Here is a 15,045-nt window from a genome sequence, read left to right on the forward strand (position 1 = left end):
GATGCGAGCGCTGGTGCTGAACTGCACGTTGAAGCCGTCGCCGGGTGATTCGAACACGGACGAACTGGCGGATGTGGTGGTCGACGCGCTGAAGAAGGAGGGCGTCGAGATCGCCCGCGTGCGGCTGGCGGATCTGGATATCAAGCCCGGCGTCAGCAGCGACGAGGGCGACGGCGACGAGTGGCCGGAGGTTCATCAGCGGCTGCTGGCCAGCGACATTCTGGTGGTGGCGACGCCGACCTGGGTCGGGCGTCCGTCGTCGATCGCGCAGCGGATGCTGGAGCGGATGGACGCGATGCTCAGCGAGACCGATGACGACGAGCGGCCGGTCGCCTACAACAAGGTGGCCGGGGTGATCGTGACGGGCAACGAGGACGGTGCGCATCACGTCATCTCCGAGATCAGCGGCGGGCTGGGCGACATCGGCTATACGATTCCGGGCCAGGCCTGGACCTATTGGAACAAGGGACCCGGTCCCGGCCCGAGCTACGCCGAAACCGACGAGGGCCACGACTGGTCGGCCAAGACCGGCCGGGCCATGGCCGCCAACCTGGTCGCCGCAGCGAAGGCTTTGGCCGCGAACCCGATCCCGGCCCCGCCCAGCTGATACCCGCCCAGGTTCCCGACGCCTGGATCTGGGTACCGGCAGTATCCGAAGAACTTCTGGAGGTACTGCGATGAGCACGAACCCGATTCCCCCCGTTCCCCCCATCGTGCCGACCGGTCCGGGCAGTGACCCAGAGAACCCGGACTTGGTCGACCCCGACGAGAACCCCGATCTGGTCGACCCGATCCCGGCTGACCCCGACGAGGATCCGAACGAGCAATTGCCACGGGATTGATCGTCGCCGGCGACCCGGTTCGCAGCAGGTCGGCAGCGACGACGCACGTGCTACCCGGGCGGCACCGCCGCCCGGGGTTCAGTGATCAGGGGTCTTGAGCGGGCTCACCGCGGGGCCGTCCAGAACTGAGCCGTCGGGGGCGAAGCGAGACCCGTGGCAGTTGCAGTCCCAGGTGGCGTCGCCTTGGTTCCAGCGCAATGGGCAACCAAGGTGAGTACAGACCGGTACGACGGTGTGCAGCCGGCCATCGGGATCGCGGTAGGCGCCGACCGTATGCCCGTCCGCATCGTAAAGGCCACCTTGGCCGACCTCGACGTGATCGAGCCCCGAGTCGAGGAGGCGGCGCAGGTGACCGCCCGCGAACTCCTTGCCCACCTTGAGATTGTCCTTGACCAGTTCCGCCACCGCACGCGCGCCGCCGATCCGGCCTGCGTCGTACGCGCTGCTCCACGGGTTCTCCCGGCCCAGGACCAGATCGCGGAGGATGCCGGCGGCAACCATCCCGTTCGTCAGTCCCCACTTGTGCATGCCGGTGGCAATCAAGATCGACGAGCCAGGAGCCTTCCCGACGTACGGCAGCTGGTCCGGCGTGCTGTAGTCCTGCGCTGACCACCGATACTCGGCCTGCGCCTGGGTGTTCCACAGGGAGCTGACCCAGTCGATCAAGCCCCGGTAAACGGCGTCCGTGTCGTCCTGATCGCCGGTTTCGTGATCGCCGCCGACCACGATCAGCCCGTTCGGACCCCCACCTGGCCATGGCCTGGTCGACCGGACCGGATCGTCCACCGAGATCGCCATTCCGCTCGGTGCCTGCACCGGAAGCCGGACAGCGATTCCGTGCGACTGGTTCGGTCTGGTGCGAGCGAAGTACCCGCCCAGCAGCCCGATCGGCAGAAGAGTCGCCACGATGGCGTGGTTGGCCCGAACCGTTGATCCGGGCTCGGTCCTCGCTTCGACCCGGTCGCCTTCAGTGTTCAGCTCCGTCACGCGGGTTCGCTCGAAGATTCGACCGCCCGCGCGACTGAAGGCGGCCGCCAGCCCGCCCAGGTAGCGGCTGGGATGCAGTTGCACCTGATTGTCGAAGCGGACGACCTCGGTGGCGGTCAGAGGTAGGCCTAGTTCCGTCGGATCGACGTTGTGCGCCGGAAGACCGAGCTGCGCCGCGACTTCGGCTTCCCGGCTCAGGTCCGCGGACTCTGTCGAGTAGACGAAGGCCGGCGATCGGACCAGCTCACAGTCGATGCCGAATCGACCGACCAGTTCGGCGACCTCCTCGACCGCGGCCTGGTTCGCCGTCGCGTACTGCCTGGCGGTGTCGATTCCATGCCGGTCCAGCAATCCGGCGTAGATCGCGCCATGTTGGGAGGTCACCTTGCCGGTGGTATTCCCACTCGTTCTGGCGCCGATCCGGCCGGCCTCGACCAGGACGACATCGGCCCCCTCCAATTGGAGCTGGAGGGCGGTGGTCAGGCCGATCACGCCGCCGCCCACCACGAGCACGTCGGCTTGCTGGTCCGTAGCGAGTACGTCGTACCGCGACATGCGCGCGGTCGCGAGCCATACCGAACCGTGGGTCGTCATAACGTCGCCGGTACCCAGCGGAATGCGGTCACGGTAGTGGGAAAGTACGGGGCTATGCACCGCTTTGTGGCTCGACCGTGTTGTTGATCTCTTCGGCAATCCGGCGGAGTTTGACGTTGCGGTGCTGCGAGAGGCGGGCGAGGAAGGCGAAGGCGCGCTGGTCGTTGAGTTTGTACCGCTCCATCAGGATGCCGACCGCCTGGCCGATGGTGGTGCGGGTGTGCATCGCTTCCTGCAGGCTCTGGATCTCTTTGGCGTACTCGATCACGGTCGCGGCCTGATGGGCGAAGAGCCGGCTCAGTACCTCGAAATCCGCGAAGGCTCCGACGTTGCGGGAGTACAGGTTGAGTGCGCCCTGCGATTTGGGAGCGTCGAACAGGCGGATGCCGGCCTGGGCCCGGATGCCGGCCGCCACCGCGGCGGCGGCGTACGCCGGGAAGCGCTCGTCAGCGGCAAGGTTGGGCGCGGTGACGTGGACCGTGTCGGTCGCCGCGTCGTAGCAGGGGCCTTCCTTGAGCCGGTACTGCGTCGCGTCCAGGTCAACGATCAGGTCATCGGTCGGCGCCGCGGTCTCGAGGCTGCCGTCGGCGTGCAGAACGGTGATGCTGGCGTACTCGACGCCAGGGAGCACTTCGACCGCGGCCGCGGTGATCTTGTTCAGCGTCTGGTCCAGATCGCCGGCTGAGAGCGCCAGCGACAAACGTCGTGCGGTCTCGATCAATCGTTCGTCGCCCATCGGCGCCCGGTACCCAACCCGGGTGGTGACAACCGACCACAGTGATCCGAATCATCGGTTGCAGCGCGATCGATCACCTCAACGGCCCGCGAACCGAGGACGACACAGGCGGAGTGCTCAGGATTAGGCTGGGAGCCTCGGGGTACAGGTGCCAAAGTGCTTTTAGCTGAGCGGTACGCGGTAGGTCACTCCTTGGGGCGCGGCGGGATGGGAGAGGTCTTCCGTGCCACGGACGAACAACTGGGGCGTGCGGTCGCGGTCAAGTTGATGCTGCCCTCCGACGGCGATTCCATCTCAGCCGAGCGATTCCGTCGCGAGGCCCGCGCCGCTGCCATGCTGAGCGACCCCCACCTCGTCGCCGTTTACGATTTCGGCAATTATGGCGACCAGTTCTTCCTGGTGATGGAACTGGTCGAGGGCCACACGGTTGCCGCCGAGCTTGCCGAGCACGGGCCGTTGCCGAGGGATCGTGCGATAGACATCGTCGAACAGAGTGCCGCCGGCCTCGCCGCGGCGCATCATGAAGACGTCGTCCATCGCGATATCAAACCTGGCAACCTGTTGCTGACGTCGGACGGCACCGTGAAGGTCGCGGACTTCGGGATCGCCCACGTTCCGGGTGATGGCTCGACCACCCTGACGGCAGTCGGTCAGATCATCGGCAGCGTCCGCTATCTGGCCCCGGAACGGGCGCGGGGTGGGCGGGGCGACAAGGAGTCGGACGTCTACGCGTTGGGCTGCGTGCTCTACGAACTGGTCACCGGTCAGCCGCCGTTCACGGGTGAGCATCCGACGGCGGTCCTGTACCAGCACGTCGACACCGAGCCGGTGCCACCGAGCGCGATCCGCCCCGAACTCGCCGGCGCGTTCGAGACGGTGCTGCTCCGTATGCTCGCCAAAGACCCTGCGGGCAGGCCAACCGCCGCCGAGGTCGCAGCCGGTGCTCTGCGCGCGCTGCCGCTCGACGAGGCCAGCGATCAGCCGACCGCGGCTGTTGCTCCGGAGGTTCTGAGCGTCGATGATGCCGCCGTCCCGCCCAGTCCAGTGCAGCCTCGGCAGGATCGGCGGAACGTATTGGTGGCCGCTGCGATCGCTGTCGTCGCGGCGACGTTGCTGGCTGGAGTCCTGATCTTCAACGATGGGCCGCGACTGCCGGCGACGACTGACGTAGGTCCCAAACCGGGTGTCATTTCCGGTACGCCGGGTGCCAAGTCGACCACCGTACCCACAACCGGTCCTACCCGGACCGACGGCACGAACCAGACCCCATCGCCACAAAGCTCGCAAGATGCCGCTCAACAAGCTTCAGGTACACCGCAGACCCCGTCACCTGGCGATCCGTCGACAGGCCCTCGGTCCCCGAGTACGACGTCGCCGAGCGGGCCCACCGCGAGCACCACCAGATCCAGTGCTCCGACTCGAGCCACCCCTACGCCGACCGCTTCTCAATCGACTACGCCGCCAGCCGATCCTCCGACGAGCACGCCGCCGGCAGCCACACCCACCCCAGACACCCAGAACCTCAGTACGAAGATATCCAAGGACTAGGCGCGCCCCTCGACGAGGAGGGTGACCCGACCTGGGCTATCCGCACCATCCCGGACGAGTGGGTCGAGCCATGCTCCTACGCTTACCTTGAGAAGCCAAGGTAAGGAGCCCGAGCGATGACCGACGTCGAATTCGCCATTGACCGGGACGACGTCGTACTCCGGGGTACCGGGACAGGTCGCGGGCCCACAGTCCTGTTGCTTCACGCCGGTGGTGAGCGGCGCCAGGTCTGGGATCCTGTGGCGTCGGTGCTGCGCCACCACGGCCTCCGCCCGGTGGCCTTCGACCAGCGGGGCCACGGCGAGACCGGCGGCCCGCCCGGCACCCTTCTCGAGTTGGCCGGCGACGTCAGAGCCATGATCGCCAGCCTGGAAGGGCCTGTGGCGGTTGTCGGCGCGTCGCTCGGAGGCCTGGCGGCCGTGGCCGCCCTCGCCGACCCATCGACGGCGGACAAGATGAGCGGCCTTGTACTCGTCGACGTCGTCCCTGACCCTGACCCCGCGGGCACCCGGAGTTGGCTCGACCGACAAGGGCTCGGCGCGGGTCGCCACGCCCTCATCGACGATCTCCTCGGCCGCGGGCCGGAACTGCGAGCCGTCGTCGCCGCGACAGACGTGCCCGTCGTACTCGTCCGGGGTGGGACAGATTCACCCGTCACCGATCGCGATGCGTCGCGGCTGCTCGCCGCGAACCCGCGGGTACGCGTGACCTCCATTCCCGACGCCGGCCACCTGGTGGCGCGCGATGCACCTCTTGCGCTGGCGGCGATCATCGTCGAGACCACCAGCCAATGGGCCGATGCCGCGGCCCAGTCCGGCTAACGAAGATCAGGCCAGCGCCTCGCTGCCGTCTAGTGCCCAGGGTGCCGCCGCTCCTCAGGTGTGTTGTGGCCGGTAGATGTGCGCCACGCTGCCGCTGGGAACGGCAAGGACCTGGCCCATGCCCCGACCCTCGCAGGGTGAGCGGGGGGTGCTATCAAGGCCGGTTTGCTGGATGCGACGCGTAGCATCGCTTCACGATGCCGGATGTTGAGTTGCGTGAGTTGCGCGTGTTCCTGGTGCTCGCCGAGGAGTTGCACTTCGGGCGCACAGCTGGACGCCTTGGTCTCACGACCTCGCGCGTCAGCCAGACCGTGCGCGCTCTTGAGCGGAAGCTGGGCGGTCAACAGCTGTTCCGCCGCACCAGCCGTGTTGTCGAGTTGACTGTGGCCGGGCGCGCGCTGCACGCCGAGCTCGTCCCCGCGGTGGCGGCCCTCGAGCGAGTGCTGCGGACTGCCACGTTTCGGGGCGCCGGGCCGGGCGTCGTGCGCGTGGGGCTGCTGAACGCCGCCTCGGGCGTGGACGTCCTGAGCCGCGCCATTGAGCGGTTCGAGGCCGCGTACGCCGGGGCCAGTGTGCAGCTGAGCACGACGCCCTTCGACGATCGCCTCGGTCCCTTGCGCCGTCGCGAGGTCGATCTGGTCGTGACGCGGCTTCCGCTCGACCAGCCCGACATCGTCGTCGGTCCGGTGCTGAGCGCTGCGGACCAGCGCGTCGTGATGGTCGGCCGGACCCATCCGCTCGCCGGCCGCGCCGATCTGTCCGTCGAGGACCTCGCGGATCACGACGTCAGGCGGCCCTATGGACTCACTGCGGAGGCGGCCGAGGCGACCTGCCCGGCCAGGACGCCGTCCGGCCGGCAGATCCGGTTCGTCGACGCGGCGGTCGATGACAACGCCGAGCTGCTCTACCTCCTGGCGCGAGGCCGTCTCGTGCACCCGACGGTCGCACCGTTCGCGGAGCACTTCCAGCACCCCGACGTCGTCGCCATCCCGCTGCGTGACCTGCCACCCTCTTCCTGCGCGCTGGCCGGACTGAGAGACGTCGAAGACCCAGCCCGCGACGCCTTCGTCGACATCGTGGACGCGCTCTCCAGCGCCTAGAGAGCAATTCCTGGACCTTCGCCTTGTAGAAGTGGTGCTGGAAGTCGCTACCGGTGGTTGTGGCTGGAGAGTGCTTCGGAGGCAATCGCGGCCAGTGCTGCGTAGCCGGCGTCGTTCGGATGCAGGTGGTCGCCCGAGTCGTAAGCCGGGTTGAGTCGCTGCTGGTCAGTTGGATCTCCGACGGCGTGAGCGAAATCGGCCACTGCGTCGTACTGATCCGAGGTACGGATCCAGTGATTGACCTGAGCGCGGATCGCCTCCGCCCGCGCGAAGTCGGCCGGGTCCAGGTAGTCGGCCTTGAACGGCGTGATGGTGGCTCCGACGATCCGCACGCCACGGGTGTGCGCGGCCGCGATCAGGCCGCGGTAGCCGGCGATGAGTTGCGCGGCGGTGATCCTCGGGGTGACGCCGCAACCGAAGTTGCCCTCGCTGTCCCAGATGTCGTTCTCGCCTTCCTCGACAATGACCGCGCGGACACCTGGCTGTCCCAGCGCGTCCCGCTCGAACCTGGTCACGCCGACTTCGCCGAAGCAGGGCAACTCGCTGAGTAGGAGGTTCCCGGTGATGCCGACGTTGGCAACCGCGAGGCGGGACTTCCTGAGCCGTCGGGCCAGGTCATCGGAGTACCGGCGGTCGGCGCCGATCGTTGAGTTGTGCCCATTGGTGATCGAGTCGCCGTACGTCACGACGGTGCCCGCCGGGCCGGTCACGTCCACGCCGGTGAGGTAGTACACGGAGTGGTTGCCCTCGGCCCCGACCGCATCGTCGTACAGATGGTCTCCGGAGATCGCGTGGGTGTTGGTGAGGCCGTCTTCGTGGAACGTCGCGGGCCCGGTGGCGCCATCGACGTACAAGGAGACGGTGAGTTGCTCGCCGGACTCGGTCGGGATCGTCGCGGCGTCGGACGTCGCCGTCCGGCCGGGGGCGATGGTGGTACGGCGGGAGCCGCCGAAGGTCACTGTGCTTCGACTTTGGCTGCCGACTCTGGCCAGCGTCATGCCCGCGATGTGCAGTGGCTTGGTGCCGTACCGGTTCGACAGCCGGACCCGCAGGCTTCGACCGCCGGCACTGACCCGGATCGTCTGACGGATCGTCTGGTGATCGAAGCCGGCCAGGCTCCAGTTCCCGGTGCCGGGAGTGGGACGTTGCATCGCGGACGCCCAGGCAGCGGACCAGGGAGTGTCTCGTGGATGGGCTTCGGCCGGACTCGCGAAGATCGGCGTGGTGGTCATCGCAAGGGCGGCAAGGGCTGCCGTCAGGGCGGGGATGCGCATTTTGGTCCTCTCGTGTGAATATGGACCTATAGTTGCATAGCTACTAGTTGCAGTGCAACTAGTTTTGATAAACGGCCGCGCTCGGCGCCGTCAGGAGAAGGCGGCGTCGAACCGGCTGTTCAGGTCGCCGAGGCGGTCGAGGGGTTCGTTGGCGAAGACGAGGCGGAGATAGCGCTCGCCGGTAGGTCCCCAGCCGTTCATCGGGGTGGCTGCGACCTGAGCGCGGTCGAACAGGCGCTGGGATGCTTCGGCCGGCGTGAAGCCCATGCTGACGGTGTCGATCAGCAGCGACCAGCCGCCGTCCGGGCGGATACAGGGATAGCCGTCCAGAGCCGCCAGGATGTGGTCACATCGGTCCTGCCAGATCCTGGTGGCAGCGGCGACATCCTTGGCGGCGCCCGGGTCGCTCAAGGCGGCTGCGACGGCCTCCTGCGCGATGCCGACCTGGCAGACGACGTTGGTCATTCCAACGAGGCCGACATCGCTCATCACCGCTTCCGGCCCGACCACCCAGCCGACCCGCCAGCCGATCATCCGCAGTTCCTTCGATGCCGACCCGACGGTGATCGTCCGGGCCTCCAGGGCCGGGATGGGCGGCCGGATGCGCGACCGGCTTCCCGTCGAACCGGATCCGCTCCATCGCCGCGTCGTAGATCACCCAGACGCCGTACCGTTCCACGGCGTCCGCGATCGCGTCGAAGTGCTCCCCACCCAGTACTGCGCCCGTCGGCATCGCGGGGCCCATCAGCAGCACAGCGGCCGTGTTCGGCCCGATCGCCGCGGCCAGTTCGCCAGGATCGGTGACCCATCCCCGGTCGGTGGGCGTGCAGCGCACATGCCGCGGGACGCCGCCGACCAGCCGGATGCGATTGACCAGCCCGGCGTAGATCGGATCGCAGATGACAACTTCCTGTCCCGGCTCCACGGTCGCCAGCAGCACGTTGAGGATTCCGTTCAGTCCGCCGGCGACGCTGACGCATTGGCTGTGCGGGTCGTACTGCCGGCCGGACAGTGCGCCGACGTGCTCCGCGGCCGCTTGCCGGAGAGACAGGTGTCCCTGGAACGGCAGATAACTGTTGGCGTCGTCGCGCTCCACCGCCGCCAGCGTCACTCGCCGCGCTATGTCCGGCGGCGCGAGATCGGTATCCAGGTTCTCCAGCCGCAGGAACCGGGGATCGTGGGCGGCGTCCGCGGCATCGCCGATCTTGTCCACTCCGATACCGGGGATGTGGTGGAGTCGTGAGACAGACATGGGTGGCTCTCCAGTCGAGTTCGGTAAACGGAACGAATGTACCGCTATAGTGACACCCGTGACGATCTCCAGAACAGTCGGGAGCAACCTGCGCCAGCACCGCCGATCGCGGCAGTTGTCGTTAACGGATCTCGCCGCCGCCGCGGGGATCGGAAAGACGACCCTGCATGCGCTGGAGTTGGGGGAGGGCAACCCGACCTTGAGCACGTTGTGGGCACTGGCCGCCGCGTTGGAGGTCCCGCTAGGTGCTCTGCTGGAGGACGAGCCTCAACCGGTGACAGTGGTCCGTGCCGCAGAAGGTCCCAGGGTCGACGGAGACTCGGTCCATGCCCGCCTCCTGCACAGGCTGAACGTCCGCGGCAGCGTGGAGGTCTACGAACTCGCCCTCGACCAGACGCAGCAACTGTCGGAGGCGCACCTGCCAGGCGTTCAGGAATGCCTGGTGGTCACTCGCGGTCGAGTGAAGGCAGGCCCGGCGGACGCCCCGGTCGACCTCGCCGCCGGCGACTCGGTCCACCACCAAGCCGCGCAACCGCACGTCTACGAAGGCCTGGCTGACGACAACCAAGCTCTATTGCTGATGATTTACGACTCCTAACCGCGACGGGCCGAACCAGGTGGTCAGGGCGGTGTGCAGCTCGGTAGTGGCTTCGGGGAGCCAGGCCACGTGGCCGTCGGGGCGAATGAGCAGTGCCATGGAGGCCTGAATATCGCCGACGGCGGGGATGGCCCAGCGATCGGTGGGCCGGATGGCTTCGATGTGGTCGACACGATCGGTCCAGCCTTCGAGGCCTGAACCGAGACCGGCGCCGAAGTCGAGCAGGATGGGCCGGCCCGGGTGCAGAAGCTCGTAGAGGCGGACGGTGCCGTCGATGGTCTTCAGATCGAGGTCGGGGACGCGACGACCGAGGAGCGGGTGTTCGTCGCCGATCGGGTACTTGAGATCGAGGGCGGAGATCATCGTGCCGAGCGTCTCGTTGGCACCATCGGCCTGGAGGAGCGCGGCGAAGGTCTCGCGCAGAGCGTCGACGTTCGGACCTGGACGGCTGAGGAGGACTTGCGCACGGGTGTTTCGCAGGACCCGATCGGCCACCGGGCGGCGCTCTGTTTCGTAGCTGTCCAAGAGGGCTTGCGGGGCGCTGCCGGTGACGACGAGAGCCAGTTTCCAGCCGAGGTTGACCGCATCCTGGATTCCGGTGTTCATCCCCTGCCCGCCGGACGGGAAGTGGATGTGCGCGGCGTCCCCGGCGAGCAGAGCGCGGCCGCTCCGGTACCGGTCGGCGAGTCGGGCGGCGTCGCCGAAGTGAGAGACCCAGCGTGGGCTGTGCATGCCGAAGTCCGTCCCGGCAACGCGGACCATGGCCGACCGTACGTCGTCGAAGCTGACCTTCGCCTGTCGATCCAGAACCCGGTCGTACTGCTGAACCATGACCCGGTACCAGCCTGGTTCGAAGTCGAGCACCGCGAAGTCGCCCAGTTCGGTGCGCTCCAGAAGATAGGGCCGGTCCGGCGGATCGGCCAGTTCGACGTCGGCGAGCAGCGCTGTCATCGTTGCCGGCGTACCGGAGAAGCCGATGTCGGCGAGTCTGCGCACCGTGCTCCGGCCGCCGTCGCAGCCGACCAGGTAGTCGGCCCGGAGCTGCCCCGAGCCGTTGAGCCGCACAGTGATGCCTTCGTCGTCCTGGTCGATGCCGGTGATCTCGGACGACCATCGGACCTGGCCGCCCAACTCGACGAGGTGCGCCTCGAGCAGTCGCTCGACCCTCGATTGGAGCAGCGCCAGCGTGTACGGGTACCGCGTGTCGAACTTGCTGAAGTTCAGCCGGATCCCGGCGAAGTGCCCGGCCTGGATCGGGCGACCCTGGGTCAGGAACGGCGCGAGCAGGCCGCGCTGATCGAGAACCTCGAGCGTGCGCGGGTGCATGCCGCCGGCCCGCGATTCGTCGCCGCGATCGTCGAGACGGTCGATTACCTGGACGTCGATGCCCGCCAGGCGAAGCTCGCAGGCCAGCATCAGGCCGGTCGGGCCGGCGCCGGCGATCAGGACGGTCGTGGACTCCATCATTGCTCCTTAACGTTGTTCAGTGAACGTTGTTAAGGATGAACAGAACAGTGTTAAGCTGTCAAGTGTGGGTGACGAAGGAAGCAAGATGAAGCTCAACAGCCGGCTGATCGCCAGGACCGCCCTCGGCCTGCTCAACGAGGTCGGCCTCGACGGACTGACCATGCGCTTGCTCGCCAAAGAGCTCGGCGTCCAGGCGGCGGCGCTGTACTGGCATCTGAAGAACAAGCAGGAACTCCTCGACGCGATGGCGGCGATCATGTTCCACGAGCTCAACGACGGGCTGGAAGCGCCGAGGAAGAACACCGACTGGGCTGACTGGATCGGCGACCGGGTCCGCGCCATGCGCCGGATGATGCTGACCTACCGCGACGGCGCCCGGGTGTTCGCCGGCAGCTACATCGCCGAATCGGAACTTCCCAGATCCATCGAACTGACCCTGGCCACCATGGTCGACGCCGGATTCTCGGTACGCGACGCGGCCCGCGGCTTCCCGGTCCTCCTCCACTACGTGATCGGCTTCACCATCGAGGAACAGGCCCGCGACGGCGCTGCCTACCTCGACCAGAACCCGTACCAGACCGACGACCCGGCCCAAGGCGTCGATGAGCAACGTTTCCCCCTCGCCGCCCAGGCCGCCGCCGACCTCCTCGACGCCCAAACCGAAACCGGCTTCGAAGATGGCCTCCAGGTGATACTGGCCGGCCTCCGAGCCCGCTACCTCGACAACTGACCGGACCGCAGGCAGCTGTTCGGGGTCCAGCGTTCTGCGGGTTTGGGGTGTCTGGGCGATCACCGCGGGCGTCGTCCAGTTGATCGTTGCGATCCTGCGTTACCGGTTCGGTGGACAGTGGGCGATGATTCTCAGCGGTGGGATCTCGACCCTCGCAGGCAACTACCTTCATCCTGCAGGCCGGCGGGTCGAACGCTTCGCTCACCAACGTCGCCGGATACGCGACGCTGGGCGGCGTCTTCTTCCTGAGCTCGGCGATCCACCTCCACCGTCGTACTGTCAAGGCGAAGTGACATTCAGAGAAGGGGCACGGCGTGTCGGTAGGGGAAGAAGGCTTCGATCGTCTGGTCGAGCCGTTCCGGACTGAGTTGCTGGCGTACTGCTATCGGATGCTCGGCTCCGCTCACGACGCCGAGGACTTGGTCCAGGACACGTACCTGAGGGCGTGGCGGGCGCGGGCGCAGTACGACGAAACTCGCAGCTCACTGCGTACCTGGCTCTACCGGATCGCGACCAACGCCTGCCTGACCGCCTTGAAGGGGAGCGGCCGCCGACCGCTGCCATCGGGTCTGGTGTCCGCGGCGGACCCGCTCGGGCCACTCGTCCAGGGAGAGAGCGCAGCCTGGCTCCAGCCCTTGCCGGACTCGTTGCTGGACGCGGGCGATCCGGCGAGGGCCGTGGTCGACCGCAGCAGCCTGCGCTTGGCGTTCGTCGCCGCTCTGCAGCACCTGTCGGCACGTCAGCGCGGTGCGCTGGTACTGCGTGACGTGCTCAGCTTCTCCGCATCCGAGGCAGCGGAAATCCTCGGCACCACCGCCGTGTCGGTGAACAGCTCCCTGCAACGGGCGCGGACCCGGGTGAAGGAAGTCGAGGTCCGTCAGGAAGGCCTCAGTGAGCCCTCCACCGCCGAGCAGCGCGCCTGGGTCGATCGCTACATGAAGGCGTTCGAGCTGGCCGACGTCGAGGGGCTCAAGCGGCTGCTCACCGAGGACGTGCTGATGGAGATGCCGCCGGTGCTCAACTGGTTCGTTGGCCGCGGCAACTACGGCCTGTTCATGGAATGGGTCTTCGAGAAGGCTGGAACGGACTGGTGCCTGAAGGCGGTCGCTGCCAACGGCCAGCCCGGGTTCGCCGCCTATCGGCGCGTCGGTGACGGGTACGAGTTGCACACGCTCCAGGTCTTCACCGTCACCGCCGAGGGCATCAGCCGGAACTCGGTCTTCCAGGATCCCGAGGTCTTCGCATCCTTCGGTCTGGCGGCCGGACTCGACGCCCAGGGACAGGTCCGCGGCGGAGACGGTCCGTAGCCCTCAGCATCTTTTTCCGTCGGCGCGATGAGTTTCGGCTTCGTCGCCGGTATGTATTGGCGAGTCCTCCCGGGTACCCCGGGTGGGCCGCTTACAAGGGAGAATCCGATGTCAGACAGTCGTGCCGATGACCAGGCCGCAATCAAGGCCGTACTGGTTGACTCCTACCAGGCGTGGGAGGCCGGCGACGCCGACGGCATGGTCGCCGACTACACCGCGGACGCGACCGCGATCATGACCGGCTCGCTCCGCAACAGCCGTGACGAGATCCGCAAGAGCATGGCGCTGGGCTTCGAGGGGCCGCTCAAAGGCACTTCGACGTACAACAAGCAGCTCAGTATCCGTTTCGTCGGCCGGGACGGTGCGATCGTCATCAGCGAATCCGGCATCCTGTTCGGCGACCAGACCGAGGTTGCCGACGCGGGCAAGGTGAACTGCACCTGGGTGTTCGAGAAGCGGGACGGCCAGTGGCTGATCGCCGCGTATCACAACAGCCCGATGCTGGCGCCCGGGCAGTGAGCCGAGCAGCCACGCGCTGAGCAGACTGCGCCCCGTCCCGTCAGCCAGGACGGGGCGCAGCCGTCAGCGTGACGGCGGGCGGGTCAGCCCGGAACACCAGCGGTTGTTGGCGAGTCACTGGCTGTTTCGCCCTGCGGCCATAGGAGCGCCTGCGCAACGATCACACGCTCGCCGTTGAAGGTCACGGCGGGGCCCTCGTACAGGCAGTAGCCGAGCGCGATCGCCTCGCTGACCCGATGGCAGAAGGCGGCGTCATCGGGACCGGTCAGGACTCGGTAGGCAGGTAGGCCGTTCGGAGGCACACTCATGCCCCCATCATCCCTGCTCTGGATCAGCCGCTCGACGTCCACTGTCGTCAGCGCCGACCCGTCCCGGGGCAAGGGGCTATGTGCCCCGCGGCCGCCGGTCAGTACGGGCCGAAGACCCACTGTGACGGGGACTTGGGGTCGTCGCCGCGCCAGAGGCGTCCATCGCGTGGAACACCCAGCGATCTTGTCCCGCTGAAATTCACTAGCAATTCGTCCTCCCTATCACCGCTTCCCCTGTCCTTTTCGGACGATACGCGGCTCATTGCCGGAGCGTGCGGTCACTCTGTGTGTCGACTCAACCCCACCGAGCAGCAGACCGCAACCCGCCTAGGAACGATGCGCTGGTCGCCGAGCGCGGCATCGGGGCGTACAGCTCCGAGACCTACCGTCAGGTCGAGTCGTTCCTCGACACTCTCGAACAGCGCCTCGTCAGTATGTGAGTTCCGCCAGTTCGTACTCGAGCTGGGCCAGCGGCTCCCCGTTGCCGAAGTCGCGCGGCCGGGTGGCGCCGGTCTCGGTGAAGCCCGTCTTGGTGTAGAACCGGCGAGATTGCGGGGTGTCCCGCAAGGTCCACAGATGCACCTGCTCGAACCCGTCGGCCCGCAGTTGCCGCAGCGTCTCGTCCATCAGCGTCGCGACCACACCGGTGCCCCAGCCGTCCGGATGCCCGTAGAAACTGAGGATCTCGGCCAGTCCGGGACGCTCCACCGAACTCAGACTCCAGGAGAACGCCAGCACCCGGTCGTCCACCGCGCCGACCATGATCAGTCCGTCGCCGTCAGCCACCCGCTGATGCCAGCGGTCCAGCCGGGACGCGATCTGCTCGGCGGCGAAGTCCTCGTCGAAGAACGGCGCATACGCCGCCTGCCAGGACGACGCATGGACCAGGCCAATTGCCTCAGCATCAGCTTCCCGCGCGCGGTAGACCTCAATCACTGGTCCATCGTGCCTCTAGATGCGAC

The 15,045-nt window shown here is 67.3% G+C and carries 18 protein-coding genes and 1 pseudogene; 11 read left to right on the plus strand and 8 right to left on the minus strand.

The features are described 5' to 3' along the window. Nucleotide 1: 1 nt before the first annotated feature. The gene (locus F1D05_RS30325; RefSeq protein WP_185443817.1) at nucleotides 2–607 is read left to right on the plus strand and encodes a flavodoxin family protein; all 606 of its coding nucleotides are present in this window, start codon (nucleotides 2–4) and stop codon (nucleotides 605–607) included. 70 nt (nucleotides 608–677) lie between these two features. Then, nucleotides 678–842 carry a hypothetical protein gene (locus F1D05_RS30330; protein ID WP_185443818.1) on the plus strand — a complete coding sequence of 55 codons (165 nt, stop codon included), beginning with the start codon at nucleotides 678–680 and terminating at the stop codon, nucleotides 840–842. Between the two features lie 78 nt (nucleotides 843–920). On the opposite strand, the gene F1D05_RS30335 is transcribed toward F1D05_RS30330, so the two are convergent. Together F1D05_RS30335 and F1D05_RS30340 are read right to left on the minus strand one after the other, a co-directional pair. Next, complete coding sequence (locus F1D05_RS30335) at nucleotides 921–2,423, minus strand: FAD-dependent oxidoreductase (RefSeq protein ID WP_185443819.1); 1,503 nt, start codon at nucleotides 2,421–2,423, stop codon at nucleotides 921–923. A gap of 52 nt (nucleotides 2,424–2,475) precedes the next feature. Then, nucleotides 2,476–3,159: a GAF and ANTAR domain-containing protein gene (locus tag F1D05_RS30340; RefSeq protein WP_185443820.1), complete on the minus strand. Its 684-nt coding sequence runs from the start codon at nucleotides 3,157–3,159 to the stop codon at nucleotides 2,476–2,478. A 156-nt stretch (nucleotides 3,160–3,315) separates the two neighbouring features. On the opposite strand from F1D05_RS30340, the gene F1D05_RS30345 reads away from it, so the two are divergent. From F1D05_RS30345 to F1D05_RS30355, 3 genes are all read left to right on the plus strand, one after another. Next, nucleotides 3,316–4,707: a serine/threonine-protein kinase gene (locus F1D05_RS30345; protein WP_185443821.1), complete on the plus strand. Its 1,392-nt coding sequence runs from the start codon at nucleotides 3,316–3,318 to the stop codon at nucleotides 4,705–4,707. A gap of 116 nt (nucleotides 4,708–4,823) precedes the next feature. Continuing rightward, the gene (locus F1D05_RS30350; RefSeq protein WP_185443822.1) at nucleotides 4,824–5,528 is read left to right on the plus strand and encodes an alpha/beta fold hydrolase; all 705 of its coding nucleotides are present in this window, start codon (nucleotides 4,824–4,826) and stop codon (nucleotides 5,526–5,528) included. Between the two features lie 197 nt (nucleotides 5,529–5,725). Then, on the plus strand, nucleotides 5,726–6,628 hold the full coding sequence (locus tag F1D05_RS30355; RefSeq protein ID WP_185443823.1) for a LysR family transcriptional regulator: 903 nt from the start codon (nucleotides 5,726–5,728) through the stop codon (nucleotides 6,626–6,628). 47 nt (nucleotides 6,629–6,675) lie between these two features. Here F1D05_RS30355 and F1D05_RS30360 read toward each other — a convergent pair whose 3' ends face one another. From F1D05_RS30360 to F1D05_RS42295, 3 genes and pseudogenes are all read right to left on the minus strand, one after another. After that, complete coding sequence (locus F1D05_RS30360) at nucleotides 6,676–7,902, minus strand: SGNH/GDSL hydrolase family protein (RefSeq protein ID WP_185443824.1); 1,227 nt, start codon at nucleotides 7,900–7,902, stop codon at nucleotides 6,676–6,678. A 90-nt stretch (nucleotides 7,903–7,992) separates the two neighbouring features. Then, entirely contained in the window at nucleotides 7,993–8,436 is a 444-nt protein-coding gene (locus F1D05_RS42290; protein ID WP_281388793.1) for an aminotransferase class I/II-fold pyridoxal phosphate-dependent enzyme, read from the minus strand. A 115-nt stretch (nucleotides 8,437–8,551) separates the two neighbouring features. Next, nucleotides 8,552–9,154 (minus strand): annotated as a pseudogene (locus tag F1D05_RS42295) (aminotransferase class I/II-fold pyridoxal phosphate-dependent enzyme); the annotation flags it as partial. Between the two features lie 58 nt (nucleotides 9,155–9,212). Between F1D05_RS42295 and F1D05_RS30370 the strand changes: the two are divergent. Continuing rightward, complete coding sequence (locus tag F1D05_RS30370) at nucleotides 9,213–9,752, plus strand: helix-turn-helix domain-containing protein (RefSeq protein WP_206685890.1); 540 nt, start codon at nucleotides 9,213–9,215, stop codon at nucleotides 9,750–9,752. Here F1D05_RS30370 and F1D05_RS30375 read toward each other — a convergent pair. After that, nucleotides 9,726–11,216, minus strand: coding sequence for an FAD-dependent monooxygenase (locus tag F1D05_RS30375; protein ID WP_185443826.1), 1,491 nt, complete (start codon nucleotides 11,214–11,216; stop codon nucleotides 9,726–9,728). The genes F1D05_RS30370 and F1D05_RS30375 overlap by 27 nt on opposite strands. An 88-nt stretch (nucleotides 11,217–11,304) precedes the next feature. Here F1D05_RS30375 and F1D05_RS30380 point away from each other — a divergent pair, with 88 nt between their 5' ends. The 4 genes from F1D05_RS30380 to F1D05_RS30395 all read left to right on the plus strand — a co-directional run bounded on the left by F1D05_RS30380 (nucleotide 11,305) and on the right by F1D05_RS30395 (nucleotide 13,775). Further along, entirely contained in the window at nucleotides 11,305–11,949 is a 645-nt protein-coding gene (locus tag F1D05_RS30380; protein WP_185443827.1) for a TetR/AcrR family transcriptional regulator C-terminal domain-containing protein, read from the plus strand. A 137-nt stretch (nucleotides 11,950–12,086) separates the two neighbouring features. Further along, the gene (locus tag F1D05_RS41190; protein ID WP_246486094.1) at nucleotides 12,087–12,242 is read left to right on the plus strand and encodes a hypothetical protein; all 156 of its coding nucleotides are present in this window, start codon (nucleotides 12,087–12,089) and stop codon (nucleotides 12,240–12,242) included. 21 nt (nucleotides 12,243–12,263) lie between these two features. Further along, entirely contained in the window at nucleotides 12,264–13,256 is a 993-nt protein-coding gene (locus F1D05_RS30390) for a sigma-70 family RNA polymerase sigma factor (RefSeq protein WP_185443828.1), read from the plus strand. A 108-nt stretch (nucleotides 13,257–13,364) separates the two neighbouring features. Then, nucleotides 13,365–13,775: an SgcJ/EcaC family oxidoreductase gene (locus F1D05_RS30395; protein ID WP_185443829.1), complete on the plus strand. Its 411-nt coding sequence runs from the start codon at nucleotides 13,365–13,367 to the stop codon at nucleotides 13,773–13,775. An 83-nt stretch (nucleotides 13,776–13,858) separates the two neighbouring features. Here the strand turns inward: F1D05_RS30395 and F1D05_RS30400 are convergent, their stop codons facing one another. Then, nucleotides 13,859–14,083: a DUF1737 domain-containing protein gene (locus F1D05_RS30400; RefSeq protein ID WP_185443830.1), complete on the minus strand. Its 225-nt coding sequence runs from the start codon at nucleotides 14,081–14,083 to the stop codon at nucleotides 13,859–13,861. 287 nt (nucleotides 14,084–14,370) lie between these two features. Here F1D05_RS30400 and F1D05_RS30405 point away from each other — a divergent pair, with 287 nt between their 5' ends. Next, complete coding sequence (locus tag F1D05_RS30405) at nucleotides 14,371–14,523, plus strand: hypothetical protein (protein ID WP_185443831.1); 153 nt, start codon at nucleotides 14,371–14,373, stop codon at nucleotides 14,521–14,523. On the opposite strand, the gene F1D05_RS30410 is transcribed toward F1D05_RS30405, so the two are convergent. Next, nucleotides 14,513–15,019: a GNAT family N-acetyltransferase gene (locus F1D05_RS30410; RefSeq protein WP_185443832.1), complete on the minus strand. Its 507-nt coding sequence runs from the start codon at nucleotides 15,017–15,019 to the stop codon at nucleotides 14,513–14,515. The two genes, F1D05_RS30405 and F1D05_RS30410, sit on opposite strands and share 11 nt — an antisense overlap. Nucleotides 15,020–15,045 lie beyond the last annotated feature (26 nt).

Origin of the sequence: Kribbella qitaiheensis, assembly GCF_014217565.1 — a bacterium.
In the GTDB taxonomy this organism is placed as follows: domain Bacteria; phylum Actinomycetota; class Actinomycetes; order Propionibacteriales; family Kribbellaceae; genus Kribbella; species Kribbella qitaiheensis_A.

What these genes read in the sequence shown, in the direction of transcription:
- F1D05_RS30395 (WP_185443829.1), top strand. Translation starts at nt 13,365, where the DNA reads ATGTCAGACAGTCGTGCCGATGACCAGGCCGCAATCAAGGCCGTACTG.
- F1D05_RS30335 (WP_185443819.1), bottom strand. Translation starts at nt 2,423, where the DNA reads ATGACGACCCACGGTTCGGTATGGCTCGCGACCGCGCGCATGTCGCGG.
- F1D05_RS30360 (WP_185443824.1), bottom strand. Translation starts at nt 7,902, where the DNA reads ATGCGCATCCCCGCCCTGACGGCAGCCCTTGCCGCCCTTGCGATGACC.
- F1D05_RS30375 (WP_185443826.1), bottom strand. Translation starts at nt 11,216, where the DNA reads ATGGAGTCCACGACCGTCCTGATCGCCGGCGCCGGCCCGACCGGCCTG.
- F1D05_RS30330 (WP_185443818.1), top strand. Translation starts at nt 678, where the DNA reads ATGAGCACGAACCCGATTCCCCCCGTTCCCCCCATCGTGCCGACCGGT.
- F1D05_RS30325 (WP_185443817.1), top strand. Translation starts at nt 2, where the DNA reads ATGCGAGCGCTGGTGCTGAACTGCACGTTGAAGCCGTCGCCGGGTGAT.
- F1D05_RS30355 (WP_185443823.1), top strand. Translation starts at nt 5,726, where the DNA reads ATGCCGGATGTTGAGTTGCGTGAGTTGCGCGTGTTCCTGGTGCTCGCC.
- F1D05_RS30350 (WP_185443822.1), top strand. Translation starts at nt 4,824, where the DNA reads ATGACCGACGTCGAATTCGCCATTGACCGGGACGACGTCGTACTCCGG.
- F1D05_RS30340 (WP_185443820.1), bottom strand. Translation starts at nt 3,159, where the DNA reads ATGGGCGACGAACGATTGATCGAGACCGCACGACGTTTGTCGCTGGCG.
- F1D05_RS30380 (WP_185443827.1), top strand. Translation starts at nt 11,305, where the DNA reads ATGAAGCTCAACAGCCGGCTGATCGCCAGGACCGCCCTCGGCCTGCTC.
- F1D05_RS30400 (WP_185443830.1), bottom strand. Translation starts at nt 14,083, where the DNA reads ATGAGTGTGCCTCCGAACGGCCTACCTGCCTACCGAGTCCTGACCGGT.
- F1D05_RS42290 (WP_281388793.1), bottom strand. Translation starts at nt 8,436, where the DNA reads ATGATCGGCTGGCGGGTCGGCTGGGTGGTCGGGCCGGAAGCGGTGATG.